General features: G+C 63.0%; 22 protein-coding genes and 1 riboswitch. Of the genes, 10 read left to right on the forward strand and 12 right to left on the reverse strand.

Features of this window, described 5'->3' with window-relative positions; genetic code table 11:
* The first annotated feature begins 5 nt into the window (after nt 1-5).
* Nucleotides 6-596 (forward strand): TetR/AcrR family transcriptional regulator, encoded by a 591-nt coding sequence (locus tag FO013_RS01880; RefSeq protein ID WP_143920861.1) that lies wholly within the window; start codon nt 6-8, stop codon nt 594-596.
* 3 nt (nt 597-599) lie between these two features.
* Here FO013_RS01880 and FO013_RS01885 read toward each other — a convergent pair whose 3' ends face one another.
* On the reverse strand, nt 600-2060 hold the full coding sequence (locus tag FO013_RS01885; RefSeq protein WP_143920862.1) for an aminotransferase-like domain-containing protein: 1461 nt from the start codon (nt 2058-2060) through the stop codon (nt 600-602).
* A 93-nt stretch (nt 2061-2153) separates the two neighbouring features.
* On the opposite strand from FO013_RS01885, the gene FO013_RS01890 reads away from it, so the two are divergent.
* Nucleotides 2154-2858 (forward strand): pyridoxamine 5'-phosphate oxidase family protein, encoded by a 705-nt coding sequence (locus FO013_RS01890; protein ID WP_143920863.1) that lies wholly within the window; start codon nt 2154-2156, stop codon nt 2856-2858.
* A gap of 3 nt (nt 2859-2861) precedes the next feature.
* On the opposite strand, the gene FO013_RS01895 is transcribed toward FO013_RS01890, so the two are convergent.
* Nucleotides 2862-3797 carry an ArgP/LysG family DNA-binding transcriptional regulator gene (locus FO013_RS01895; protein ID WP_260847915.1) on the reverse strand — a complete coding sequence of 312 codons (936 nt, stop codon included), beginning with the start codon at nt 3795-3797 and terminating at the stop codon, nt 2862-2864.
* A 69-nt stretch (nt 3798-3866) separates the two neighbouring features.
* Between FO013_RS01895 and FO013_RS01900 the strand changes: the two genes are divergently transcribed.
* Nucleotides 3867-4466 (forward strand): LysE/ArgO family amino acid transporter, encoded by a 600-nt coding sequence (locus FO013_RS01900; RefSeq protein WP_143920865.1) that lies wholly within the window; start codon nt 3867-3869, stop codon nt 4464-4466.
* Nucleotides 4467-4497: 31 nt separating this feature from the next.
* Here the strand turns inward: FO013_RS01900 and FO013_RS01905 are convergent, their stop codons facing one another.
* Entirely contained in the window at nt 4498-4854 is a 357-nt protein-coding gene (locus FO013_RS01905) for a VOC family protein (protein ID WP_143920866.1), read from the reverse strand.
* A 104-nt stretch (nt 4855-4958) separates the two neighbouring features.
* The gene (locus FO013_RS01910) at nt 4959-6017 is read right to left on the reverse strand and encodes an aldo/keto reductase (RefSeq protein WP_143920867.1); all 1059 of its coding nucleotides are present in this window, start codon (nt 6015-6017) and stop codon (nt 4959-4961) included.
* Between the two features lie 74 nt (nt 6018-6091).
* On the opposite strand from FO013_RS01910, the gene FO013_RS01915 reads away from it, so the two are divergent.
* Nucleotides 6092-6640, forward strand: coding sequence for a TetR/AcrR family transcriptional regulator (locus FO013_RS01915; protein WP_143920868.1), 549 nt, complete (start codon nt 6092-6094; stop codon nt 6638-6640).
* A 111-nt stretch (nt 6641-6751) separates the two neighbouring features.
* A complete protein-coding gene (locus FO013_RS01920; RefSeq protein ID WP_143920869.1) occupies nt 6752-7474 on the forward strand; it encodes an AAA family ATPase in 723 nt (240 codons plus the stop codon).
* 89 nt (nt 7475-7563) lie between these two features.
* Here FO013_RS01920 and FO013_RS01925 read toward each other — a convergent pair whose 3' ends face one another.
* From FO013_RS01925 to FO013_RS01945, 5 genes are all read right to left on the reverse strand, one after another.
* Nucleotides 7564-9741 carry a YhgE/Pip domain-containing protein gene (locus tag FO013_RS01925; RefSeq protein WP_143920870.1) on the reverse strand — a complete coding sequence of 726 codons (2178 nt, stop codon included), beginning with the start codon at nt 9739-9741 and terminating at the stop codon, nt 7564-7566.
* 91 nt (nt 9742-9832) lie between these two features.
* A complete protein-coding gene (locus FO013_RS01930; RefSeq protein ID WP_143920871.1) occupies nt 9833-10675 on the reverse strand; it encodes an ATP-binding cassette domain-containing protein in 843 nt (280 codons plus the stop codon).
* Nucleotides 10676-11195: 520 nt separating this feature from the next.
* The gene (locus tag FO013_RS01935) at nt 11196-11777 is read right to left on the reverse strand and encodes a DUF805 domain-containing protein (RefSeq protein WP_186292956.1); all 582 of its coding nucleotides are present in this window, start codon (nt 11775-11777) and stop codon (nt 11196-11198) included.
* A 265-nt stretch (nt 11778-12042) separates the two neighbouring features.
* Nucleotides 12043-13353, reverse strand: coding sequence for an MFS transporter (locus tag FO013_RS01940; RefSeq protein ID WP_143920873.1), 1311 nt, complete (start codon nt 13351-13353; stop codon nt 12043-12045).
* Between the two features lie 66 nt (nt 13354-13419).
* A complete protein-coding gene (locus tag FO013_RS01945; protein ID WP_143920874.1) occupies nt 13420-13896 on the reverse strand; it encodes a MarR family winged helix-turn-helix transcriptional regulator in 477 nt (158 codons plus the stop codon).
* 175 nt (nt 13897-14071) lie between these two features.
* A riboswitch (FMN riboswitch) is annotated at nt 14072-14200 on the forward strand.
* A 114-nt stretch (nt 14201-14314) separates the two neighbouring features.
* On the opposite strand from FO013_RS01945, the gene ribD reads away from it, so the two are divergent.
* The 5 genes from ribD (at nt 14315) to FO013_RS01970 (ending at nt 19492) form a co-directional block, all read left to right on the forward strand.
* Nucleotides 14315-15385 carry a bifunctional diaminohydroxyphosphoribosylaminopyrimidine deaminase/5-amino-6-(5-phosphoribosylamino)uracil reductase RibD gene (gene ribD / locus FO013_RS01950; RefSeq protein WP_143920875.1) on the forward strand — a complete coding sequence of 357 codons (1071 nt, stop codon included), beginning with the start codon at nt 14315-14317 and terminating at the stop codon, nt 15383-15385.
* Between the two features lie 42 nt (nt 15386-15427).
* Nucleotides 15428-16210 carry a riboflavin synthase gene (locus tag FO013_RS01955; RefSeq protein WP_143920876.1) on the forward strand — a complete coding sequence of 261 codons (783 nt, stop codon included), beginning with the start codon at nt 15428-15430 and terminating at the stop codon, nt 16208-16210.
* Nucleotides 16203-17525, forward strand: coding sequence for a 3,4-dihydroxy-2-butanone-4-phosphate synthase (gene ribB / locus FO013_RS01960; RefSeq protein WP_143920877.1), 1323 nt, complete (start codon nt 16203-16205; stop codon nt 17523-17525). The genes FO013_RS01955 and ribB overlap by 8 nt, the downstream gene beginning before the upstream one ends.
* A 75-nt stretch (nt 17526-17600) precedes the next feature.
* Nucleotides 17601-18071: a 6,7-dimethyl-8-ribityllumazine synthase gene (gene ribH, locus FO013_RS01965; protein WP_143920878.1), complete on the forward strand. Its 471-nt coding sequence runs from the start codon at nt 17601-17603 to the stop codon at nt 18069-18071.
* Nucleotides 18072-18592: 521 nt separating this feature from the next.
* The gene (locus FO013_RS01970; protein WP_143920879.1) at nt 18593-19492 is read left to right on the forward strand and encodes an endonuclease domain-containing protein; all 900 of its coding nucleotides are present in this window, start codon (nt 18593-18595) and stop codon (nt 19490-19492) included.
* 157 nt (nt 19493-19649) lie between these two features.
* On the opposite strand, the gene poxB is transcribed toward FO013_RS01970, so the two are convergent.
* From poxB to FO013_RS01985, 3 genes are all read right to left on the reverse strand, one after another.
* Entirely contained in the window at nt 19650-21365 is a 1716-nt protein-coding gene (gene poxB, locus FO013_RS01975; RefSeq protein WP_143920880.1) for a ubiquinone-dependent pyruvate dehydrogenase, read from the reverse strand.
* 186 nt (nt 21366-21551) lie between these two features.
* The gene (locus FO013_RS01980; protein WP_143920881.1) at nt 21552-22715 is read right to left on the reverse strand and encodes an MFS transporter; all 1164 of its coding nucleotides are present in this window, start codon (nt 22713-22715) and stop codon (nt 21552-21554) included.
* Nucleotides 22712-24049 carry a Wadjet anti-phage system protein JetD domain-containing protein gene (locus tag FO013_RS01985; protein ID WP_143920882.1) on the reverse strand — a complete coding sequence of 446 codons (1338 nt, stop codon included), beginning with the start codon at nt 24047-24049 and terminating at the stop codon, nt 22712-22714. Before FO013_RS01985 ends, FO013_RS01980 begins: the two co-directional genes overlap by 4 nt.
* Nucleotides 24050-24062 lie beyond the last annotated feature (13 nt).

Below are 24062 nucleotides of genomic sequence, written 5' to 3' on the forward strand. Positions count from 1 at the left end.
CGGACATGTCCCGACGCGATGACATCATCTCTGCGGCGATCCGACTGGCCGAAGCGTCCCCGCCCGGACAGGCCACCCTCAGCGTGCGCGCCGTCGCCAAGGAGGCCGGGATCGGTGCCTCGACGCTGCGCCACTACTTCCCCACTCAGACCGATCTGCACGAAGCCATCGCTCGCAGCTCCATGGACACCGCGGTCCAGGACTTCTCGATTGCCGACCCCACCCTGGATCCGGCCGAGCGCCTCTACGAGTGCTGCGCGCAATTCCTCCCCACACACGAACACCGCGACATGCAGCTCGAACTATGGTTCACGATGCACCTCAGCGCCCTCGGACCCGATCAACGCGCGGTCTCCCGCAGGCTCTTAGAGTACGGCCACGATTTCACATACGTCTGCCTGCAGCGCTGGCTTGGGATCCTGGCCGCCGAAGGTCATATCGACCCCGCCGAGGTGGCTCCATTGTCGACAGCCATGTTCACCATGCTCGATGGCTTGGCCCTGCATTCGATCATCACCCCCGAACGCGTCACCGTCGATGCCGCCCACAACCAGCTCAAGTGGCTCATCGCGAAGGTGCTCACACCACAGGACTGAGGCTCAGCCGAGCACCTCGCTGAGATCGTGGGCGAACTCGCGCGCACGCATGGGCTCGAGGCAGGCGAAACCGACGACCAACCCCGAGGCAATGGACTTCGGCTGACACGGAAACGACGACAAGGTCGAGACTTCCCATCCGAGACCACGTAGGTTCAGCGCCACCTCGGCGTCATCGGCGACCTCCAGGCTCACATGCAGGCCGGCTGCCACACCGAGCACCGGCACCTCCAGGCCGGAGGATTCCATCGCCTGCACGAGGGAGCGGCGTCGATCACGGTAGACCCGACTCGCTCGTGACAGATGCCTGGCAAGGTCTCCACGGGTGATGAAGCCGGCCAATGCGGTTGCGATCACGGGGTTTGCGACCAGGCGTCGATCCCACATGAAATCTGCGAGCTCGTCGAACATTTCTGCAGGTGGGACTGCCCAGGCGAGTGCCAGACTGGGGCTCAGCACCTTCGAACTCGTACCGACATAGACGACGCAGTCACCCGCTCCCCTCATTGACCGCAGCGCCGGCAACGGCGGAACGCCGAATCGGAACTCGCCGTCGTAGTCGTCCTCGATGATGATCGAACCTGTACGGCCCGCCCACGCGATCAGTTCGGCTCGACGCGGCACTGACATCCGATACCCGAGCGGGTACTGATGAGCCGGAGTGACGTAGACAAGACCGGCCTTCGAGGGGAGTTCGCCGACTTGCAGTCCGTCCTCGTCGACACCCACGGGCAGGACGTCGAACCCGGCACGCACCATCTCCTCGTAGGCGGCCCCGTAGCACGGCGCCTCCATATAGCAGCGTCGCAGCCCTCGAGCGTGCGCGAGCTCCGCGATCGCAGCGAAGACATGTGCAGATCCCGGCGCAGTGACGATGGATTCGGCACTGATGCCCCGGTGACGGCGCAGGTGTTCTGCCATCGCCGAGGCGAAAGTCGGGTTTCCGACATCGCGAGGACTCTCGCGAAACGCCGTCTCCACCGCCGCACGCTTGACCGAGGCGGCCCACGCCCTCATGTCCACCAGAGCAGTATCGGGACGCCCGGGACGCAGATTTCGGCTTGCAGACCGCATCGATCTGCCCGACCTCCAAGACAAGTCTTCATGCGAAGTGGGCCCCTTCTCGGCCATAGCCTTGCCACTGAGATGACGGGGACCCCCAGCCGCGCTTGCCGAGCCCGCTTCGACTCCCGCAGCAGCGCCGTTCGCAGCACCCTCGGCCACTCTGGTCCCCGATCCTGGAAACGTCTCCAGATAGCCTGCGGCGATGAGTTCGGCATAGGCGGTTTCGACCAGGGTCCGCGAGCACGACAATTGGTGCGCCAGCGCCCGCGAGGATGGCAGCCAGTCCGCATCACCCAGCTGCCTTTCGGAAATCAACTCGATGACCGCGTCGACCAGCGCGGCCGATCGCGGCTGGTCGAGGACGATCGGCAGATGGACCTCGCGGGGTGCCCTTGGCATGAGGGAATTCTATCGGAGACCATTCAAACTGGCTTTCAAGTTTCGTGAATTCTGGCTGTCCTTGACAGTCCGGATAGATGGTTCGATGAAGACATGCTTCATATCACCAGGAAACCAGAACGTCAGTCCACCGACCTCGAGAAGCTCGAGGGGCTCCTCGACGAACAGTGGTGGGGTGTCCTCAGCATCAGCCGAGACGCCGCTACCGGCCCGGCGGTCATCACCATTCCGACGCTCTTCGTGCGCGTCGGCGACCGAATCCTCGTTCACGGATCCACGGGGGCCGGAGCTCTGGGGACAAACAGCACGACGACCCATGCCGACACCGCTGCGACCATCTCATCAGGCTCCCCCGAAGGCGAGGGATCGACTCCGCCTCCTGCCTCGCTGCCGCTGTCATTGTGTGTGACGTCGATGGACGGTCTCGTCCTTGCCCATTCGACGTTCGACTCCTCGGTCAACTATCGCTCGGCCGTCGTCTACGGGCACCTCGAATCAGCTGCACCCGCCGACCGCGAGGCCCTGCTCCTGAGCTTCACGGACCGACTGGTCCCCGGGCGCAATGCCGAGGTCCGAGCCATGACCCGGAAGGAGATCGCAGCCACGAACGTCTCGGTTCTGCGGATCACGGACGGTCAGTGGGTCTACAAGGAAAGAACCGGCGACGTCGGAGTCCCTGATGAGAACACCAAGGCATGGGGTGGCGTCATTCCGTTCACCACGAGCTATGCCGAGCCCCAGACCGCCGAATGGGCGCGAGGACGCGAGATCCCAGATTCCGTGCGTCAGCTCCGGTGACATTCACCGCATCCCAGCCGCGGCACGGTGAAGGGCCTCGGTGAGTCGGCCGAGCTTCTCCGAGGCGAGATTCCAGTGGTGCCAGTAGAGCGGGACATCGATGTTCGGTTCAGATGAGAGCGGGACGAGGTCTGTGCTGAGATCGCCCAGCTGCATGATGGGGATCAGCCCCCACCCGACTCCCGCCTCGACTGCGGCCGCGAACTCCCACGAGCTGGGCACCACCGACATGGGCGGAATCGTCGAAACTCCGGCGCGCCTGAGATAGGCGAACTGGAGGTCATCGTCCTTGCCGAAGTTCACCATCGGCAGGGACCCGAGGTCCACCTCGGCGATTGATCCGCGACCACCGCTCATACCGTACTTCGCGAGCAGGTCCCTCGCTGCGACGGCGACATAGCGCATCGTGCCGAGCTTCTGCACCTGGGTGCCGTAACCGCCGACTTCCGCCGAGGTGATGGTGCCCAGCACCTCCCCCGAGGTCAGCAGCGGCAGGGCCTTGTCCTGGTCCGCGACCTCGATGCGGATGGCGATATCGTCCCAGTTCGCCACCTCGGCGAAGATGGGACGAAACCATGTCGACAGCGAATCGGCGTTGACACCGATGCGCAGCACCGTCGGAACTCGTCTTCTCTGGCCAGGCGATTCACCAGCGGCCATGCCGATGCCGTCGGGAGCGTCGACGTCGATGCCGTGCAGGCGGTCCATGGTTTCGGACTCGAGAAGCTCGATCTCCCGCGCATATTTCAGGACCGCCTCCCCCGCCTCGGTGACGGTGATGGGATTCGTGCGGCGGATGAGCACCTGCCCGATGCGGGATTCGAGCGTGCGGATGCGCTGGCTCGTCGCCGACGGCGTGACGCCCAAGACGAATGCTCCCCCTTCCACAGTCCCCTCGTCGACGACGGCAGCTAGAGCCTTGACGTGATCGATGTTCATGAAGCAATTGTGCATCAGATGAAGATTATGTTGTTTTTCTTATCTCTTCGCGCGTCATAGTCTGTCTCCGTGCTCACTCATCTCATCAGCGGAACCCTTGCCGGTTGGTCGCTCATCATCGCCGTCGGCCCGCAGAACGCGCTCGTCCTGCGCCAGGGGATTCGGCGTGAATACCTTGGCGTGGTGCTCACGATCTGCATTCTCGCCGACATCGCACTCATCGCGGCGGGCACGGTGGGCATCGGTGCGATCGTACTGTTGGCACCCTGGGCTCTGGAGATCCTGCGGTGGCTGGGAGTGGCATATCTGCTCTGGTATGCGTGGGGAAGCCTGAAATCTGCGCGCGAGGCATCGGGGCTCGAGGCGGATACACATCAGCGCAGCCTGAAGTCCATCATCGCGACGACCCTGGCTCTGACGTTCCTCAATCCCGGGGTCTACCTCGACACCGTCGTCATGCTCGGCAACCTGGCGAATCAGCAGGGTCCGGACGGAACATTGCCGTTCACGCTCGGGGCGATGTTCGGATCTCTCACCTGGTTCCTCGGCATCGGCTTCGGCGCCCGAGGTCTCTCGCGTTATCTTGCCAAGCCGCGGGTGTGGCAGGTCCTCGACATCCTCATCGCGGTGGTGCTGGTGATCCTGGCGCTCCGGCTGGCCTTCGGATGACGGCGCACTGACCCAGGCAGAGTGGAGGTCATCAGACTCGGATGCAGAAGGGGCGGCCGGCCGGATCGCGCAGAACACGCGAGCGCTCCGGACTGGGCTGCTCAGCTATCCTTGTCGCTCCAAGCCGAACGGCCTCCTGCTCACCAACGTCCAGATCATCGACTGCCAGGTCGAGATGGATCTGCTGCGGTCTTTCATTCGATGGCCAGGTCGGAGGAGTGTACCCATCGACTCGCACGGCACCGATGAAGACCTGTTCCGTCTTGACGGCGCAGAAGTCCGGGGTTTCCAAAGCGACTTCTCCCGCGAGCATCTCGGCCCAGAAGCGAGCGAGGACGGCCGGCTCTGCGCAGTCGAGATTGATAGAGGAAATTCGAGCTGAAATCATTGTTTTCTCCTGAGCAGACAATTGGTGACTTCGGCGGCGACTGCCGAGGGAAAATGAGATTTCGCGGACAGCCCCCTAGACATGTGACCGGTACGACCGGGTAGTCATGTCACCGGTACGATCGGGACGTCGAGCTGATCCCGATCTCCATCAGACCCGTGCTCCAATGCCGCGGCAACGGCCTCGTGGGGTGCGCCCAGTCGGATCCCACTTGCCCTGTCCAGCATCTCGTAGTGTTCTGAGCCGAGGTTGACGTCCAGCGCGGCAAGATAACCCTCGAGATGAGCTGGCGTGCGTGGCCCCACGATGGGGATCAGAGCGGTCCGAGCACGCTGCGCTCGATGCCGCAGCCAGGCAATTGCCGTCTGGACCGGACCCGTTTCCGCCTCATTCGCTACGGCCAGCAGAGCGTCCAGTATCGACTCGCTCCGGTCACGGCCCGCGCTTCCGTTTTCGGCGGCCTCCCGTTGCCCGCTCAGTCGCCCCGACTCTCCCAACCGGTACTTCCCGGTGAGCAGACCACCGGCCAGGGGAGAATAGGCGAGCATGCCGAGACCATGCGCCTCGGCCATCGGGATCAATTCACGCTCGGCGGAGCGCTCGACCAGACTGAACTCGGACTGAAAGCCCGCCAGCGGCACCCTGCCGTTGAGCTCGGACCGCGTCGCTGCTCCGGCAATTCGCCAGGCCGGAAAGTTCGACAAGCCCGCGTAGCGAACCTTGCCGGCCTGAACCAATCCTTCGAGCGCGTCCAGGATTTCGACCGTCGGAGTGAGCCCGTCGGGAAAATGGGGCATGAACACGTCGACATAGTCGGTGTTCAGCGATTTGAGGGTCCGTTCGAGTGAGCGAACCATCGTCTTCCGAGAATTGCCAGCGGCCCCGGGGTGAACCTGCTCCCCTCTGGTTCCACCGTACTTTGCGATGATCACGTACTCCTCGCGGTCCTGTCCCAGAAGGCCGCCGAGAACAGCTTCGGCTTCGCCCTTCTGATAGATGTTCGACACGTCGAAGGTTGTACCGCCGGCTGCCGTGAACGCGTCGAAGATCTCTTTCGAGCCCGCGAGCCCTGCAGAAGACACAGATGAACCGAAGTTGGCTGTGCCCAACACGTATTCCGAAACTCGCAGTCCAGTTCTGCGGCCGAAGACCTTATATCGCATCCAGAATTCCTCACGTGAGTCATGATCGGGTACAGTCGGGAACGTTATCATATAAAACGAACGGTCACTCTTTTATGCCCAAGGTCAGTCAAGCCCACCTCGACGCACGCCGCCAGCAGATCCTCAATGCTGCCCGAATACGTTTTGCCAACCATGGATTCGCTCGAACATCCATGACCGACCTCGTCGACGCCTCAGGGCTGTCCAACGGAGCGATCTACAGGTACTTCAAGAGCAAGAATGAGATCATCTCGGCGATCTGCGATGAGTCGAGCCAGACTCTGCCCACAGAGTTGTCTGCCGATTCGATACGCGACTTCCTGAACGACATCCGCACCCTGGCTCGAGATCAGGATCATGCACGGCTAGTCGCACAGATCTATGCGGAGGCGGTCGTCTCCCCCTCCCTCGCCGCAACCGTGCAAAGTCAGCTTCACGAGCTTCGCACTGCCATCGCAATCGCACTGCCGATCCGGGACCAGGCCACGGCGGATCAGACCGCCGCAGCATTTGTGGCCCTCTGCCACGGCTACACCCAACAGCTCGCAGTCCGCGGCGACCTCGACCCTGAACCTTACGTCACAGCACTGATCGCACTCGTGGAGGCTGCTTCAGACAGCTGACGCAATGCCGGCAGGCGACGGCTCCTCCACGCACCCTGGCGTAGGTCAACCTGGCACCGGTCACCCTGCCGTCTCCGTGCTATGTCCATGCCGTTGTGTACGGTCACTCCCATGGACCCTCGTGTCGACTTGCCGCTGCGATCCGTCACCAAACATGTGCACTCCCCACCCACACTCAGCCCCTGGCTGCGTGACCTGCCTGCTGCCCGTGACTTTCTCGACGGCTTCGAGTTCGAGCGCACAACCGTCTTCGTCGGCGAGAACGGCTCGGGCAAATCGACACTCATCGAAGCACTGGCCACCGCCCTCGATCTTCCGCACGGAGGCGGCACGGGATGGGAGGTTCGAGACCACGCCGAGGAGGTCCCGGAGTTGAGCGAGCACGTGCAGATTGTGCGCGGTGCGGCTTCCAAGCGCGGCGCGTTCTTCCTCCGTGCCGAAACTATGCACGAGAACATGGCCTACCTGATGGAGATCGGTGCTGGCCGCGGCCAGCACTACTCGCAGCAGTCACACGGTGAGATGTTCATCGAGATGCTGACGGGGAAGTTCATGGACTTGGGGCTGTGGGTCCTCGACGAACCGGAAAGCGCCCTGTCCTTCACCGCCTCACTCACCCTGCTGCAGCTCATCCGAGCGCGAGATCGCGCGGGGCTGCAGACCATCATGGCCACCCACTCCCCCGTCCTCGCCCGTGCAGAGGGCGCCAAACTCGTCGAAGTCGGGGAATGGGGGCTGCGCGATTCCACATGGGATCGGCTCGACATGGTCGACCACTGGAGACGCTTCCTCCAGGAACCACAGCGATACCTACGGTATTTCGACGACGATTGACCAGTTCGCCACCCCGGACGACGGAGACGACGCGACGACGGGGACGACGGTGCGCGCCGACGCACCGCCGCCTCGGCGAGGATGGGGCCTTATAGCGAAAGGCTCGGGTGCAGCTGGGTCAGCGTGACCGTGCGCTTCCGGCCGCAGACGAACATGGTTGCCACCAGACAGATCGCGGTCATCAGCAACAGGACGACTGCCGACTGAGCGGCGATGAACATGTCCCCGCCGGCGATCAGAGTCCGCAAGCCGTTGACTGCGTGGGTCATCGGCAGGAAGGGCGAGATGATCTGGAAGATGCCAGGGGCTGTCTGCACCGGATAAGTGCCTCCCGCCGAGGCGATCTGCACCATGAGCAGGACCAGAGCGACCAGTCTGCCGACTCCGCCCAAGGCCGCGACGCAGAGCTGATGGACCGCGTGGAAGCTGGCTGCCACGAGGATCGAGAACAACAGGGTCCACAGCCAGGCGCCGGCGGAGAAGTCGAGAGCAAACGTGAGCACTCCGTAGAGCACCGCGACTTGGGCTATCCCGAACAGGAGACCGGGCACATAGCCGGCCCAGGCGATTCGGGAGGATTTCGCTGATGACATCAGTGCACGGTACGGGATCGCATTGATGACCATATAGGTGATCATGCCGCCGATCCACAGTGCCAGGGAGACGAAGAACGCGGCCAGGCCCTCGCCGTAGGCGTCTACGGAGTTGTCCTTGAGCTTCTCGGCGTCGACTGGCACAGCAACGACGTCCGAGCGATTCTCGCGGTCGGACTTGTCATAGGTTGGGATCTGCTTGAGGCCATCGGCCAGCTTGTCGGCGAGGTCCCCGGAACCGTCGACGAGCTTCTTCGCGCCCTTGTCGAGTTCGTCCGAGCCGTCAGCCAGCTGTGAGGATCCGTCCTTGAGATCTGCGGCGCCCGTCTTGGCCTTCTCGGTGCCGTCCTTGAGCGCGATAACGCCGTCGTTGAGGTCGCCGGCGCCCTTGGCCAGGTCGCCTGCACCGGCGTCGAGTTTGATCAGCCCGGAGTGCAGGTCGTCAGCTCCCGTGGCCACCTTCTGTGCGCCGTCGTCGAGTTTGCCGATCTTCTTGTCGGCCTCCCTGATCTTGCCCATGACGTCGTCGACGGCGTTCTTGACCGGATCCTCGAGATCCTTAGCCTCATCTGCCGCCTTCGACGCTCGCCCGTGGGCCTTATCCAGATCCCCGCCGAGGTTGTCCATATCGTCGGCGAGCTTCGCGACATTCGGATCGTCGGGGTAGTCTTCGCGCAGCTGTGCGACCCGGTCATCCATATCGCCGTTGACCGTGTTCCGCGCCGAGTCGAAGTCGTCCTCTGCCTGGTTCAGCTTGGGTCGTGTTCCGTCCACGAGGTCGTCAGCCTTGTCTTTGAGGTCCTCGGCCTTGTCCGTGGCCTCGTCAGCTGTATCGCGCAGCTGGCCCGTTCCATCGGCGACCTGCCCGGCACCGTCGGCAACCTTCTTCGAACCGTTCTTCGCCTCGGTCGTGCTCTTGGCCAGCTTGTCTGCGCCGGTCTTCAGATCGCCGCTGCCCTTTTCCAGCTCACCAGCCCCTTCGTCGAGGTCACCGATGCCGTTCTGCAGCGTGCCGACTCCCTTGTCAAGAGCATGAGCGCCGTCGGAGAGCTCGCCCGTTCCGTCGTGAAGATCGACGGCACCGTCGTTGAGCTGCCTCGCCCCGTCGACGGCCTTTTTCGTCGAGGAGTGGATGTCATTGAAACCGAGGTAGACCTCGGAGACGTATTCGGCCGTGGTGGTCTCGTTCAGTCCTGATTTGATCTCGTTGAGGATGGTTCCCGCCATCTGGCCGACGATGAAGTTGTGCGCGTCATCGGTGCGCAGGTTCAGTCCTGCCTGCTCGGGATCGTCTCCTCCAGTCGACACGAGTCGCTCGGAGAAGTTCTTCGGTATCTCGAGGACGGCGAAGTACTTGCCTTCGGCGAGGCCGTCGTTGGCTTCCTGAAGCGAGGTCTCCTGCCAGTCGAATCCACCTTCGCCTTTGGGAGTGATCTGGTCGACGAGCTCATCGCCTGCGTGGAGTTTCTCGCCTTCGGAGCTGGGCTTCTCAGCACCTTCGTCGGCATTGACCACGGCCGCCTGGAGCTTGTCGAGGTTGTCGGTCGGCGCCCAGTTCGAGGCCAGGTACAGACCGCCGTAGATCGCGGGGATGACGGCAACGACGATGATCGCCAAGCGAGTGATCGTGTGCCGTTTGAAGCGAGAGAGTTCGAGCCAAGGCAGAGAGAACATCGCAGAAACACCTTATTGTCGGATCAGATTCGGAAAGCTTGTGGAGGCGGCGACTGCTGAGTCGCCGACCTCTGCCGTTGAGGTGGGTGCCTCAGTGCCGGGGATGCCGGGTGAGCTGCAGTGTGCTCACCGAGGCGGGCGAGACCTCCGTACGCAGCGCGTCGAGGACGAGGTCGACATCGGAGGAGTCCTCACAGGAGGCGATCACCGTGAGTGGACTCTCGGGGTCGCGTTTGCGGCGCACCTCCTGGTAGATGAGGATGGCCGCCCAGGCGCGAGCACGGTCTTCGCGTTCACGCAGATAGTCGATGTTGTCGAGGACGACGACCGGGGCCTGGGCGAGGCTGGCGAGGCCGAGTTCGAGAAGGAACTTCTGCAGCTCGCTGAGTTCCGAGACGAAGGCCTTGCCCTCGTCATCGATGAGGAAGTCGGCATCCTTGACGTCAGATGGGGAGAAGTTCCCCTCGGGAAGACGGTCGATCACCTCGGTGGCGGACGTGAAGGTCTCGCGGATGACGTCGATGACCTCGTGCAGGGAGGACTTCGAGACCCAGGGTTTGTACCAGGGCTGAAGCATGATGAGCCGCTCGGCGAGGTGCTGGGCGAGAGTGAAGTCGTTCTCGAGGTCGGTGAGGCCGGCGACGTGGCCGACGGTCACCTGTTCACGCACGCGACGGGCCTGTTTGCGAATGTCGAGGTCGCCCACGTGCCCCTCGCCGGTGTCCACGTGCATGCGTCCGGCGATCGAGAGCAGGAGAGATGTTTTGCCGGACCCAGCTGCGCCTTGGATGACGGTGACCGAACCGCGCGGCACGTCGAGGTCGATTCCGGAGAACACGTCTCCCTGCTTTCCCGACATTCCCCAATCGCGGAGGCTGACTTGGCTGATTGCCCGATCCGTCTCGTCGACAAACGCCTGTGACGTGCTCTGCATTTCCACTGCTCCCAAGGTGTGCGACTATGTCGACCGTTTGTGCTGGCCACTGACGCCGGGAACGCGGTTGAGACACGCTCCGCTGCCAAACACACTACGCCGTAAGGGCTCTGACAAAGCCGCTCTGTCTGACGCAGGTCAAGTTACTCCCAGGTAACTATACTGGCCGAAGCTGAATATTCCGCCTAAATTTCCTCGAATGTCTCGAATACCACAAAAAATCGCCCTCGGCCGCTGCGAGGGACTCAACTCTGTCCCGGGGAGCAACACACCCAGCCAGTCTCACGACATACAGTTGCAGCGGTAGGTTTCAGCATCCCCGGGGCCTCTTGCGAAACGGACTGGATGAGTTAGCGGGAGCTGTGCGAAACGGCACGGAGTGTATGACTTGGCGACGTACCTACGGACGGCGTGGCATTGAAAAAGCTGCCGCATGCAGGGTGTGCATGCGGCAGCTTCAGGTCGTTCAAGTGGCGGGCCGTGTGATCAGAGCCCAACTCAGCCGAGAGCGCTCAGACGATCACACGTCGAAGCGCTGGCCTTCAGGCTTGGAAGGCAGGAGCATCAGAACGAACACGATGATTCCCCCGACGCCTGGGATGAAGGAGAGGAACCAGAATGGACCAGCAAAGTTTGCATCGTGGAGACGACGCCATGAAAGGGCCAAAGTCGGAACGATAATGGCAAGGCCGATGAGGAGCATCAGAATTCCACCGATCGCAGTGAGTGCAAGCGCCCCACCGGAAGGTCCTGCCGACATCTGAGCACCGTAAGGGTCCGCTGCGGCCATCGAGGCGGCCCCGGCCGTCATGCCGAGACCAATCGAGTAGAGGATGCTGGGAATGAGCTGGATCAGGAAGAGGAACAGTGCCGCCCACCAATACTCGCTGCGCGATGCACGTCCGGAGAACTTGGCGTACTTCTTGAAGAAGCGCTTGACGGCCTGACCGAATGATGCGCCGTAGAGAGGAAGCGAGAGATCATCGGGGCTGGCCGCCCCACGGATCTGGCCACCAGGACCCATAGCACCTGGGCCAGCGGCACCGGAACCAGCAGGATAGGCGTTGTTCGCGTTGTAGGCGCTGTTCGCGTCGTAGGACATGGTGACCTTCGTGTAGGAAAAATATCGTCTCTGCACAGGGAGTGCAATACCAATTGTGCTACAGAGTGGCCGGAATCCGCGCATTCGCGGTGTTCCAAATCTGGAACGTGAAGTGAACAACTGATTGAACTGTTCGATTGGACCAACCACAACGGCACTTCCACGCAAGAAGCGCCCGAGAAGACTCACCTGTTCGAACGCCGCTGCCGGATCATCTCAGACGAAAATTCGGAGCGCGCGGCTCTTCGCCGCCAAAGCTCTCAATTCAGGCATCTCCGCCGGTCAGCGCATAGGCTTCGTCAACCGGTGCTTCGTCGATGTGGCCATCGACGCGGCGCAGAGTCTTCCAGCCGACGGCGATGACGACGACGGCCAAGAACACCACTGCAGTGCCGAAGAAGTACGGTGCTCCGGTGCCGATCGATTCGGAGACGATGCCGGCCACAATCGGTGCGACGGCGCCGCCGATGAAGCGCACACCCGAGTAGGTCCCCGAGGCCACAGGACGAGGCAGGTCACTGACCTCCATCGCCGATTCGGTGAAGACAGTATTGAGCACGCCCAGAATCAGACCGGCCACAATGACGCAGACGATAATGCCGACGAATGACTTGACGAGGATTCCCATCACTGCCAGCAGCACAGCCAGTGCGATCAGCGCGACGACGAGGCTGCGGCGACGTCCGATGCGCTTGGTCAGAAGCGGCGCCCCGAAAACGGAGGTGATTGCCACGCACATGCCCCAGCCGAAGAAGACATAACCGAGGCCCATGGCCCCGAAGTCCTCGATGCCGGCCGTCGCCGCGGCCGCCTCGACAGGGAATGGGCTGTAGGCCAGGAGGATGAAGAAGCCGAAGTTGTACAGCAATGCGGCGATGCCCAGCACGAGAACGCCGGGACGCGCAAGCGCCCGGAAGGTGGCACTGAGCTTGATCGGCTCGGGCGAGGTCTTGATGCCGGTGTCGGTCTTCCCGCCGGGCAGCAGGATCACGATGGCGATGAAGCCGATGGCCATGAGGACAGCGGTGCCGAAGAACGGTCCGCGCCAGGAGATTCCGCCCAGCAGGCCACCCAGCAGAGGTCCGGTCGCAATGCCGATGCCCAGAGCCGCCTCGTAGAGGATGATTGCCTTATCGGCACCACCGGAGGCAGCACCGACGATGGTTGAGAGCGCGGTGGAGATGAAGAGGGCGTTGCCCAGCCCCCAACCGGCTCGGAACCCGATGATCTGGTCGACGCTGCCAGAGAAACCGGCCAGGGCAGAGAACGCGACGATGAGGATGAGGCCGATGAGCAACGTGGTCTTCGCACCAATCCGGGAGGACACGAAGCTCGTGAAGAACATCATGCCGCCGGTGATGAACAGGTAGCTGGTGAACAGCAGCATCGACTGCGACGGGGATGCGTGCAGTTCGGCGGAGATCGCAGGCAGAATCGGGTCGACCAGACCGATACCCATGAATGCGATGACCGCGGCGAACGCGACTGCCCATACTGCTCGTGGTTGACGCAGAATAGATGGTTCCGCGCCCTCCCCATCCTTCGTCTGTGGTTCGTTACCTGGTGACACGCTCATTGCTGTTCCTGCGCACCCTTTCGTCGATATTTCGTGTTTCGCTGTTGTTGGCCTGATGTATGTTCGTCAGTCGGTGTGCGTCTCGTCTTGTTGGACTTCGTCAACATCCACGGGATGCTGTTCCTGCAGATACTTCGAGACCAGTCCCAGCGCCCGATGGACGCTGAGCCTGTCGTCGGGAGTCAGAGCCTCGAAGTAGGGCTCCATCCGCTCGACCAAGATGGTGCGGTTCTCGGCCAATCGTGCACGGCCCGCCTCCGTCAGTGAGAACTGTGAGGCCCGCCTGTCACTCGGGCTGGCTTCGCGAAGGACGTATCCGGCCTCTTCGAGTCGGCCCAGGACTTTGGTCGCAGCAGGCTGCGAGCACAGGTATCCCTGCGCGAAATGCCCCACCCGGACAGGCTGATACTGCTCGACTACGCTGAGCGCACGCAATGCGACAAGGTCACTTTCATTGCCGACAACTCGCCTCATCGCTCTGGTCAGACGCGAGGAGACAACGACAAGGTCAGTGACGAGCTCCGCCGAATCAACATCATCCATAACTCCTTTATATACCTTAGTTATGCAATTCCACAAGGATTGCATCAGCAGCGACGGTGCCGCCGCCCACGACCGCACCCGCGATGCTGGCCCGGCAGAACTGCGGCAGGGCACCTGCGCTTCTCATGTGACGGACATCATGGCCACCTCGGCGAGGGGCATGCTAATCTGTGGTCACATGTTCCGGGGACGGTGAAAATCCGTACCGGCGGTGATAGTCCGCGAGCCGACTGCATTCGTGCAGGAGGTTGACTTGGTGAAATTCCGAGACCGACAGTCAGAGTCTGGATGGGAGGAGCATGGCGACCGCGGTCGCTGTGATTCGGTGCATCCCAGTGCACTGTCGCACACGTCCGCACGCCCTGATAGTTGCACCCGCAATATCCTCCCTCCCGGCATCAGTTCGGGAGGTTTTTTCATGCACGCGGGGTTCACCGATCTCGAAACGACCGCGATGTCCGCTGCCCTGCAGGCCGCGCGAAACGGTCACCGGGGCGCGAATCCTCTCGTTGGAGCCGCAATTCTGACGAGGGACTCGCAGATCGTCGTCGGCCATCATGCAGGCGCAGGCAGTCCCCACGCCGAGGTGGACGCCATCACCACGGCCATCGACCTCGGCGTCGACCTCGCCGCATCCACCCTGTTCGTGACCCTGGAGCCGTGCAATCACACCGGCCGGACCGGGCCGTGCGCCCAGGCGATCATCGAGGCCGGCATCCCCGACGTCGTCTTCGCACTGCCCGATTCCAACGGCGTCGCCGCCGGTGGTGGGGCCACCCTCGCCGAGGCGGGGGTCCGGGTCCGCTCGGGCCTTGGCCGTGACGAGTCCTCGGCTCTCAACGCCAGGTGGCGTCGTGCCGTCGATGCCGAGCGTCCCTTCGTCACAGTGAAGATCGCGCAGAGTCTTGATGGCATGGTCGCGGCCTCCGATGGGACCAGCCAGTGGATCACCTCGGCACAATCGCGAGAGCATTCACATGAGTTTCGGTCCCGAGTCGACGGGATCCTCGTCGGCTCCGGAACGGTTCTGGCCGATGACCCCCGACTCAATGCCAGGGGACCGAGCGGTGAACCGCTGGAAACCCAGCCGATGCCCATCGTGCTCGGGCTGACCTCCCTGCCGCCGGAATCTTTCCTCGCACTCAATCCCGACACGATTCACCTTCGCACACGCAACATCACTGCAGCACTGGGCGAACTGCATGCCCGCGGTCTGCGCCACATCCTTGTTGAGGGTGGGCCCAGCGTGCTCGGCGCCTTCTTCGCCGCCGGTGCAGTCGACGAAGTCTTCTGCTATCAGGCTCCACTGCTGGTGGGCGCGGGGAGATCCAGCTTGTCGGGCCTGGGCACGTCGACGCTGAGTGAGGCGGTCGGTCTGGTTCCCGACGAGACCGCCGAACCTGCAGTCGCGCAACTTGGACCCGACGTACTTCTCCACTTCGTCACCGGCGACACCAGTTTCGGCACCACTGACAACTACACCATCTGACGCACCATCTATTCACTGATCGCACACTCACTCGGAGGGCACATGTTCACCGGCATCATCGAAGACCTCGGCATCGTCGCGGCCATCGACCGTAGGGACGATTCGGCTGTCATCACCATCGACGCCAAGGGACTCGTCGACGACCTCGGCCTCGGCGGTTCACTGGCCGTCAACGGCGTGTGCCTGACCTCGGTCAGGGACGAAGCATCCTCACCGCCCGACGGTGCGCCTTCCGAGTCGCCGGGTGCCTTCACCGGCGAGGTGCAGGGACCCTTCACCGCCGAGGTGATGGGCGAGACCCTGCGACTGACCGGGCTGGGAGCCTTGCGCACCGGGGACCGAGTCAACTTGGAGAGGTGCACACCCGCCTCGGGGCGCTTCGATGGGCATGTGGTGCAGGGACATGTCGACGGGTGCGGTGAACTGCTGAGCCGCGACGACTTCGATGAGTGGTCGACATTACGCATCGGCATCCCGAACTCCCTGGCTCCCTACACCGCCACCAAGGGTTCCATTGCCCTCAACGGCGTCTCACTGACGCTGACAGCCGTATCAGAACCCAGCGAGACCAGCGCCTGGGTCGAGGTCGGACTCATCCCGGCCACGTTGACTCACACCACGTTCGGCGATCTGGCCCCCGGCGACCCGGTCAACGTCGAGGTGGACGTGCTCGCGAAATACACCGCCCGCCTGCTCTCGTTCCGCACAGAGGTCACCGCTCCTGCGGACCCTGACGCATCCGCCACATCTGCGACATCTGCCGAGACAACCATTCTCTTCAACTCAACTGACAGCAGTACTCGACAAGGAGCCGACAATGCCTGATACCGACCCAACCGCTGCGCGGCTCGATCCGATCGAGGACGCGATCGCTGCGTTCGCTGCGGGCCAGCCCATCGTCGTCGTCGATGATGAGGACCGCGAGAACGAAGGTGACCTCATCATGGCAGCCGAGTTCGCCGAGGCAGCCACCATGGGCTTCTTCGTCCGTTACACCTCTGGAGTCATCTGTGCACCCATGGATGCCGAGCGTGCCGCCGCACTCGAACTGCCGCCCATGGTCTCTGCGAACGAAGACCCGAAGGGAACCGCCTACACGATCAGCTGCGACGCAGTCGGCGTGACCACCGGAATCAGTGCCGCCGAGCGTGCCCTGACCGGACGCCACCTTGCTGCGGCAGTCCCCGATCCGGCATCGATCACACGCCCCGGGCACGTGTTCCCGCTCATCGCAAAGTCCGGTGGTGTCCGTGAACGCCCAGGCCACACCGAGGCTGGAGTCGAGTTCGCACGGCTGGCCGGGGCTACGCCTGTGGCGATGATCGGCGAAGTCGTCCATGACGACGGTTCGATGATGCGCTTTGACTCCCTCCGCGAGTTCGCCGACGCCCACAAGTTGGTCATGGTCTCGATCGAAGGACTCATTGACTACCTCAACGAGACCGATACGAACCCGCGAGCGATCGAAGCCTCAGCAGAAGTTCCGCTGCCGACCAAGCACGGGAGCTTCAGAGCACGTGCATTCACGATCGACGGTCACGACCACCTCGGCGTGTTCTCCCGGATCGAGTCTGCCGCTGTAGCCGACGAACCGAGGGCTCAGGAGTCGTCACCGCGCGGGCCTGCACCTCTGGTTCGGGTGCATTCGGAGTGCCTGACCGGGGATGTGTTCGGATCTCACCGCTGCGACTGCGGGGAGCAGCTGGATCTGGCACTGCAGCGCATCTCCGACGAGGGTGGTGCCGTGATCTATATGACCGGTCACGAGGGCCGCGGAATCGGGTTGAGCAACAAACTCCGCGCCTACGCCCTGCAGGATCGGGGACTGGACACCGTGGATGCGAACCGTGAGCTCGGCTTCCACGACGATGACCGTGACTACCGTGCAGCCGCGGAGATCCTGGGCTCCATCGGCCTGACTCGCATCCGTCTGCTGACGAACAACCCGGACAAGACCCGGGCGCTCGAAGCCCTGGGAATCACGATCGAGGCCGTCGTTCCGCTTGAGATCCCCGCGCGGCCGGAGAACTCGAACTACCTGAACACCAAGCGTGAGCGCATGCACCACTCGCTGACCCTGCCCTCTGTGGTCGGCAGTGCTTCTGCCTCAGCGACCATCGCTGAGAAGCATCACTGCTGAGCGGCCGCTTCAAACACTCCCACTTCTGACCACTGACTCTTCCGGCCACCAGGGCCGGCACGAAAGGACTTACCCATGGCACATTCCGGAGCACCCGACCTCGCCGTCTCCGCGGCCGATACTCGAGTCGCCATCATCGCAGCATCATGGCACACACAGATCATGGACGGCCTGGTCGACGGCGCCCAGCGGGCGGCCACCGAGGCTGGAGCCCAATCCACCCTGGTGCGAGTCCCCGGCAGCTTCGAGCTGCCCATCGCCGCAGCCCGACTGGCACCGCACTTCGACGCGGTCGTCGCCCTCGGCGTCGTCATCCGTGGCGGCACCCCACACTTCGACTATGTGTGCCAAGCAGCCACCGACGGCCTCAACCGCGTTGCCATCGACTCCCGCAAACCAGTCGGCTTCGGGGTGCTCACCTGCGATACCGAGCAGCAGGGACTCGACCGTGCCGGACTCGAAGGCTCTCAGGAAGACAAAGGCCACGAGGCCATGACCGCAGCGCTGGTCACCGCGCAGGCTCTGGCGGAGTATCCGATCGTGTGAAATGTGAATCGTCCGATCGCCGCGGCGAATGTGAGCGCGGCTAGTCAGACCGCAGTGAGCGCGACACGGGCTTCCTGCGCCAACAGGACAGGGGCTTCCTGCGCCAACGGTTGGTAAGTTCGTCGCGATCCTGAGCTCTGGATCGCGACGAACTTACCAACCGTTTCAGCAAAAGTCCGCAGGTATGTCGGGATTCCGTCTCGCCGGACATGCGAAAGTCGACTCATGCGCTTTGCAGTGTGGATGAACCCTGAGCTTTGGAACATTGTGAGACCGAGAGATTCGTGCTGGGGCAGCGAGCAACAGCTACGATCACAGGAGTACCGCTCAGGGTCAGCGGAAATCGCTGCTCGAACCGAGTGCGAATCTGTCCACAGCTGGACCTGACTTGGACGTAATTCCCCTGGGGATGCCGGGTCGTTATCCCCAACACTCCCAAGCCACTTGGAAAGCGTGCCGTTGGCCGCCCGATACTGATCAGCATGTCGTATTGGCGCTCGAAACCGATGACTTTCAGGCAGATGCCGACCCCATTCACCCGCGCCGATTTGGCCGCTCGGAAGATCACTTCGTATGCGTTGCAGCATGATCCGCGCTATATCCAGATGGTCCATGGCGTTTGGATCGACAGTACCGAGGACATCGTGGCTCCCACACCGGTCTGGGCAGGAGCCGAGTGGCAGAGAGTTGCGACGCAGCTGCGAGGCTTTCGTCTGCGACGCCCTGACGTGGCCGGCACATTCTGGACCGCTGCTCGCCTGTATGGTTTGCCGATGCCGAATCGAATCCGGGACCAGGATCTTCACGTTGCCGGAGACACAGCCTGCACCCGAGTCAATATGCGGCAGGTCATTCTTCATCGACATCGTCAGCTCAAGCAGATCGACTTCTTCGACCTGCAATTGGTCACGGTTCCACACCTACTCGTCGAACTCGGCTCTCACCTCAGTCTGCTCGAACTCGTGCAATTCGGCGATGCGGTGGTGTCGAAGCGATTCGGCGGTCCGAAGACCACTGTCGAATCGCTTCACACCGAACTCTCCACTCGTCGCCAAGTCCGCAGCCGCCGAAGGATAGAGAAGGCGTTTTCGCTCATTCGCCTGACCGTTGACTCCCCTCGTGAGACCTGGCTACGGCTATGGCTCATCGACAACGGCTTTCCCGAACCTGTAGTTCATCCGCGGGTTCTCTGCAGGATCAAGAATGTGATCCTGCAGCCCGATCTGGGATATCCAGAGCTCAAGCTGGCAATCGAATATGAGGGAGACCATCATCGATCGTCAGAGGGACAGTTCAACACTGACATCGAACGGCAACAACTGTTGGAAGCCGAAGGGTGGACCGTCCTCCGAGTCACGAAGAAGACAGATATGGCGACCTTTGGGAAGCTCCTCGACACCCACCTGAACAATCCTGCCTGAATCTGCAGCTGGCGGCAGCTGAACTGGCGGCAGCTGAAGAGGTAAACGGTTGGTAAGTTCTTCTCGATCCAGGGCTCCGGGTCGAGAAGAACTTACCAACCGTTGACGCGGACAGGCTTCAGCGACAGCTCGGCAGCCCGACAGTGCCCAGCGACCCTCAGAACAGCTGGCGGATGTTCGTGCGCGCCAGGTCGATGAGTTCGTCGCCCTTGCCGGAGAGCACCGTGCGGACGGCGTAGAGCGCGAAGCCCTTGGCCTGTTCGGCAGTGATCGTCGGCGGCATGGACAGTTCCTGGCGTTCAGTGACGACGTCGAGGACGGCCGCACCGTCGTAGGCGAGGAATTCCTTGACGACCTTCGGCAGGTCCTTCGACTTCTCGACGCGGAAGCCCTTGATGCCGACCGCCTCGGCGATGGTGGAGAAGTCGGGGTTCGACAGCTCGGTACCGAAGGTGACGAATCCGGCGGCCTTCATCTCCAACTCCACGAAGTTCAACGAGGAGTTGTTGTAGACGACAGTCTTGACCGGCAGCTTGTTCTGCGTCAGGGTGATGAGCTCGCCCAACAGCATGGCAAGGCCACCGTCGCCGGCGAGCGCGATCGTCTGCCGATCCGGATGAGAGGCCTGCACGCCGACACTCTGAGATAACGCATTGGCCATGGAGCCGTGGCTGAAGGACCCGATCAGCCGGCGTTTGCCGTTCATGGTCAGATACCTGGCAGCCCAGACCACAGGTGAGCCGACGTCGGGGATGAACACGGCGTCCTCATCGGCCATCTCGTCGATGAGGCGAGTCAGGTACTGCGGGTGGATCGTCCGCTTCGACGGGGTGGCGAGTTCATCGAGGTCCTTGCGGGTCTTGCCGTAGTGCTTGGTCATCGACTTCAGATGCGCGCTGCTGCGGCTCGGTTTGATCAGCGGCAGGAGCTCGCCGACAGTGTCGGCCACTGTGCCCACCAGTCCGATGTCGACGCGTGTGCGGCGGCCGATCTGTGAACCTCTGACATCGGCCTGGATGACTGTCGCGTCATCGGGATAGAACTGCTGATACGGCAGGTCAGTGCCCAGCATGAGCAGGGTGTCGCAGTCTTTGAGCGCATGGTAGCCGGAGGAGAATCCGAGCAGCCCGGTCATGCCCACGTCGTAGGGGTTGTCGTATTCGATGAACTCCTTGCCGCGCAGCGAGTGCACGATCGGTGCCTGGAGCTTGGCAGCGATGGCGATGAGTTCGTCATGAGCGCCCTGCGTTCCAGCGCCGGCGAGGATCGTGACCTTCTTGCTTTTATTCAGCGCCTTCGCAGCCGCTTCAAGCTGGGATTCGGCAGGGATCACACGGGGCGCATAGGACCGCACCACCTCGGCGGCGGCAGAGATATCGGTCAGCCCGACGTCACCGGGGATGACGAGAACGGCAACACCGCGCTTCTCGATGGCCTCGCGCATGGCGATGCGCAGCAGGCGCGGCATCTGCTCCGCGGTCGCCACGTGTTCGACGTAGACGCTGCATTCGCGGAACAGCTCGGTCGGGTGGGTTTCCTGGAAATAGTTGGAGCCGATCTCATCGCTGGGGATGTGAGCGGCGATGGCAAGGACCGGCACCCGGGAGCGCTGGGCGTCGTAGAGTCCGTTGATGAGGTGGAGGTTTCCCGGTCCGCAGCTGCCTGCGCAGACGGCGAGTTCACCGGTCAGTGCGGCCTCGCCGCTGGCGGCGAAGGATGCCGCCTCTTCATGGCGGACGTGGACCCATTCGAGCTGAGGGTTGACGCGCAGGGCATCGGTGAAGCCGTTGAGCGAATCTCCTGGGATCCCGTAGACCCGCTTGACTCCGCTGGCCACGAGCGTATCGACAATGTTTCCGGCGACGGTGGGCATAGGATTCCTTCCGTTGGAACACATGGAGCTCTCACAGCTCCTGGGTGGACCTCCATCAGCATCCCAGTCAGAGTGCTGACACAGGCTGGTACCGCGGTTTCAGTCTATCCCCGAGGTCAGCGGTCGGGCATGTGAAGTCAGAGACAGCGGACATGTGCACAGGCGTCGTTGACGTCCGCGCCGAATTCACGTCCGCGCCGACAACACCGTCGCCCCGGTCAGCAACGCAGCCATCACGATCGCCATCATCGGATAGCCCCCGACGACCCCGGCCAGCGCGGGACCGGCGACCGGGGCCAGCGCGGTGCCGACGGTGATGGGTGCGACGAATACCCCGTTGATCGCACCGAAGTTGGTGGTCCCCCACCTGTCGGCGACGGCTGTCGCCTGCAGCAAGGTGATGCATCCACGCACGCCGCCGGTGAGCATGCCGATGCCGATGAGCAGCCAGATCGGGCCAGAGACGAACGCCAGCAGCCAGAGCCCGATCGCTCCGCAGGCGAACAGCAATATGGTTCTGGCCCGTGAGGTGGTGTGGCGTTCGAGTGCGGGGTAGAAGAACCGGCCGGCGACCTGCCCGAATCCGACGGTCCCAAGAGCGATTGCGGCGAGCGAGTACCCGGCTCCACGCTCGATGATGAGGGGAATGATGTTGATCGTGACGGCGAAGAGGGTGAAGGTCGCTAGCGCGACGGCGAGTTGGAGGAGGACGAACTTCGGGGATCGAGTGATGCTGCGGATCTCCGCGCGCGACGGCACCGTCGAATTCCGGGACATGTCATCAGTCCACCCGCGGTTGAGGAAGAACCAGTGCATCGGCAGAGCCGTCACTGCCAGGATGCCGGCAAGGATGACATAGGCCGGTCGCCAACCCCACGAGTCGATGAGCCAGGCGATGATCGGGGCGAACACCGTCGAGGCGAGGCCGCCGACCAGCGTGATCGTTGTCAGTGGCTTGGTTCGCTCAGCTCCGTACCAGCGGGGGACGACAGCGAAAGCCGGCGGATAGAGGGTGGCAGCCTGGGCGAATCCGGCCAGCACCCACGCGAAGAAGAAGACGAAGAGATTCGGTGCTGCTGCCACGAGCAGCAGCGCGACGATGCCGATGAGAGTGCCGATGCTCATGAGTGTTCTGGGTCCGTGAGCGTCGAGCAGCTTTCCGACGCGGACACCGGCGAGCGCGGAGACGATGAGCCCTAGGGTCAGTGCCGCAGTCACGGTGGTGTGGCTCCAGCCCATATCGGCAGAGATCGGAGTCACCGCCACCGGCAGCGAGTAGTAGAGCAGTCCCCAGCTGGCCAATTCGGCAATGCAGAGGGCGGCCAGCCCTCCGCGGGGCCGGTCGGTCATCCCTGTGCCCTTCGTGGGGCTGCGGGTTCGCTCGCCGAGGTTGTCGGCTCCCCTTGCGAGGCCGAAGACTTATTCGACGCGTCTGCAGACTCCCCCGCCGAGGCGGCCGTTGCCTTCAGTGCGGCGAGCGCGGTGGCCCACGGAATGCGCTCCTGCTCGAGTCGAACGTCGCCCTCGGCACGCAGGCGGGCGAGCGCCCGCGTCTCCGTCCCAGTCAGCTCCGGTAACACTCCTGTGTGGGGTTTCGGCTCCTGGACCCACAGGTCCTTGTGGTCGATGAGAGTGCCCTCGGCCATGAGCGTCGAGTTCACGTGCGGCAGGTGCTTGCGCAGCCGAGAGAGGATCGCGAAGCCGTGCGAGTCGAGATCGCCCCAGTAGATGACTCGCGCTCCGTGCACCCAGGCCTGACGGGCGACGTTGTCCACCGCGTAGCCCGATCCGTGCACAGCCACAGCATCGGCCCAATCGGGCATCGCGAGCACAGATTCCAGGTTCTCGAACACGAAGACCAGCCGTGGCGCAATTGCCAGCTCACTTAATTGGGTCACCGGCGCGGTGACGTCGCTCAACCCCGAGGGAATGAGCTCCGGGTCGAGGATGCGCAGCCGAATCCGAGGTTCGGCGTCAAGGACGTCGACGGCTTCGGGTCGCCCAGTTGCCTCCAGCAATGCTGTGACTAAGGACCTGTGGGTCTCGAACCATTTCGAGTCGACCCCGCGGATGGGCAGTTGCCGTGGGCGCAGGGTTCCCACGGGATTGTCGCGCAACCAGTCGACGACGTCGAGGAGTGTGGCGAACTCGGCCTCGGCCAACCCGAGGATCCGTTTCGCGTGTGCTCTGATAGCCGAGACGAGAGGATCCACGCACGCCGCGGCGTCCTCGTTATTCGCCACGACGTCCTTGACGCGCGCCGAGGCGGCCGCGTGCTGGTCGTCGAACCGTGACCGGATCGTCGCGGTCCGGTCCCGCAGCCGACGCCACCATCGGGCCTCGTCGCCGCCGACGAAGTTCGCCACCGCGTCCGGTGTTCGCAGACGAAGGCGGAGCGGGATCTGTTGGCGGCCGACCCGCGCCCAGGAGCGTTGAGCCCAGTCAATATTCGGGCTATTGAGGTTCTCCGGCTTCGAGTCGCTGGCTTCGGGGGCGGCGACCTTCCGCCAGGTCCCGGCCCATTCCATGGCGACTGCCTGGTCCTCGAGCACCTGTTTCTCAGTGGGTGGGTGCAGGGCGATCTCGACTACCACCGGGTCGGACTGCGTGGCCCAGGTCGACATCGACGAGCGCAGGCGGGTACGCGCCTTCGCCCGCGCCTCGGCAACGGAGAGCATCGTCATCGACACCTCACCC

It is taken from the genome of Brevibacterium aurantiacum, assembly GCF_007558825.1.
In the GTDB taxonomy this organism is placed as follows: domain Bacteria; phylum Actinomycetota; class Actinomycetes; order Actinomycetales; family Brevibacteriaceae; genus Brevibacterium; species Brevibacterium aurantiacum_A.

Excerpts from the sequence above, each read along its gene's own strand:
- FO013_RS01880 (WP_143920861.1), top strand. The coding sequence starts at position 6 with ATGTCCCGACGCGATGACATCATCTCTGCGGCGATCCGACTGGCCGAA.
- FO013_RS01885 (WP_143920862.1), bottom strand. The coding sequence starts at position 2,060 with ATGCCAAGGGCACCCCGCGAGGTCCATCTGCCGATCGTCCTCGACCAG.
- FO013_RS01890 (WP_143920863.1), top strand. The coding sequence starts at position 2,154 with ATGCTTCATATCACCAGGAAACCAGAACGTCAGTCCACCGACCTCGAG.
- FO013_RS01895 (WP_260847915.1), bottom strand. The coding sequence starts at position 3,797 with ATGAACATCGATCACGTCAAGGCTCTAGCTGCCGTCGTCGACGAGGGG.
- FO013_RS01905 (WP_143920866.1), bottom strand. The coding sequence starts at position 4,854 with ATGATTTCAGCTCGAATTTCCTCTATCAATCTCGACTGCGCAGAGCCG.
- FO013_RS01910 (WP_143920867.1), bottom strand. The coding sequence starts at position 6,017 with ATGCGATATAAGGTCTTCGGCCGCAGAACTGGACTGCGAGTTTCGGAA.
- FO013_RS01915 (WP_143920868.1), top strand. The coding sequence starts at position 6,092 with ATGCCCAAGGTCAGTCAAGCCCACCTCGACGCACGCCGCCAGCAGATC.
- FO013_RS01920 (WP_143920869.1), top strand. The coding sequence starts at position 6,752 with ATGGACCCTCGTGTCGACTTGCCGCTGCGATCCGTCACCAAACATGTG.
- FO013_RS01925 (WP_143920870.1), bottom strand. The coding sequence starts at position 9,741 with ATGTTCTCTCTGCCTTGGCTCGAACTCTCTCGCTTCAAACGGCACACG.
- FO013_RS01930 (WP_143920871.1), bottom strand. The coding sequence starts at position 10,675 with ATGCAGAGCACGTCACAGGCGTTTGTCGACGAGACGGATCGGGCAATC.
- FO013_RS01935 (WP_186292956.1), bottom strand. The coding sequence starts at position 11,777 with ATGTCCTACGACGCGAACAGCGCCTACAACGCGAACAACGCCTATCCT.
- FO013_RS01940 (WP_143920873.1), bottom strand. The coding sequence starts at position 13,353 with ATGAGCGTGTCACCAGGTAACGAACCACAGACGAAGGATGGGGAGGGC.
- FO013_RS01945 (WP_143920874.1), bottom strand. The coding sequence starts at position 13,896 with ATGGATGATGTTGATTCGGCGGAGCTCGTCACTGACCTTGTCGTTGTC.
- ribD (WP_143920875.1), top strand. The coding sequence starts at position 14,315 with ATGCACGCGGGGTTCACCGATCTCGAAACGACCGCGATGTCCGCTGCC.
- FO013_RS01955 (WP_143920876.1), top strand. The coding sequence starts at position 15,428 with ATGTTCACCGGCATCATCGAAGACCTCGGCATCGTCGCGGCCATCGAC.
- ribB (WP_143920877.1), top strand. The coding sequence starts at position 16,203 with ATGCCTGATACCGACCCAACCGCTGCGCGGCTCGATCCGATCGAGGAC.
- ribH (WP_143920878.1), top strand. The coding sequence starts at position 17,601 with ATGGCACATTCCGGAGCACCCGACCTCGCCGTCTCCGCGGCCGATACT.
- FO013_RS01970 (WP_143920879.1), top strand. The coding sequence starts at position 18,593 with ATGCCGACCCCATTCACCCGCGCCGATTTGGCCGCTCGGAAGATCACT.
- poxB (WP_143920880.1), bottom strand. The coding sequence starts at position 21,365 with ATGCCCACCGTCGCCGGAAACATTGTCGATACGCTCGTGGCCAGCGGA.
- FO013_RS01980 (WP_143920881.1), bottom strand. The coding sequence starts at position 22,715 with ATGACCGACCGGCCCCGCGGAGGGCTGGCCGCCCTCTGCATTGCCGAA.
- FO013_RS01985 (WP_143920882.1), bottom strand. The coding sequence starts at position 24,049 with ATGACGATGCTCTCCGTTGCCGAGGCGCGGGCGAAGGCGCGTACCCGC.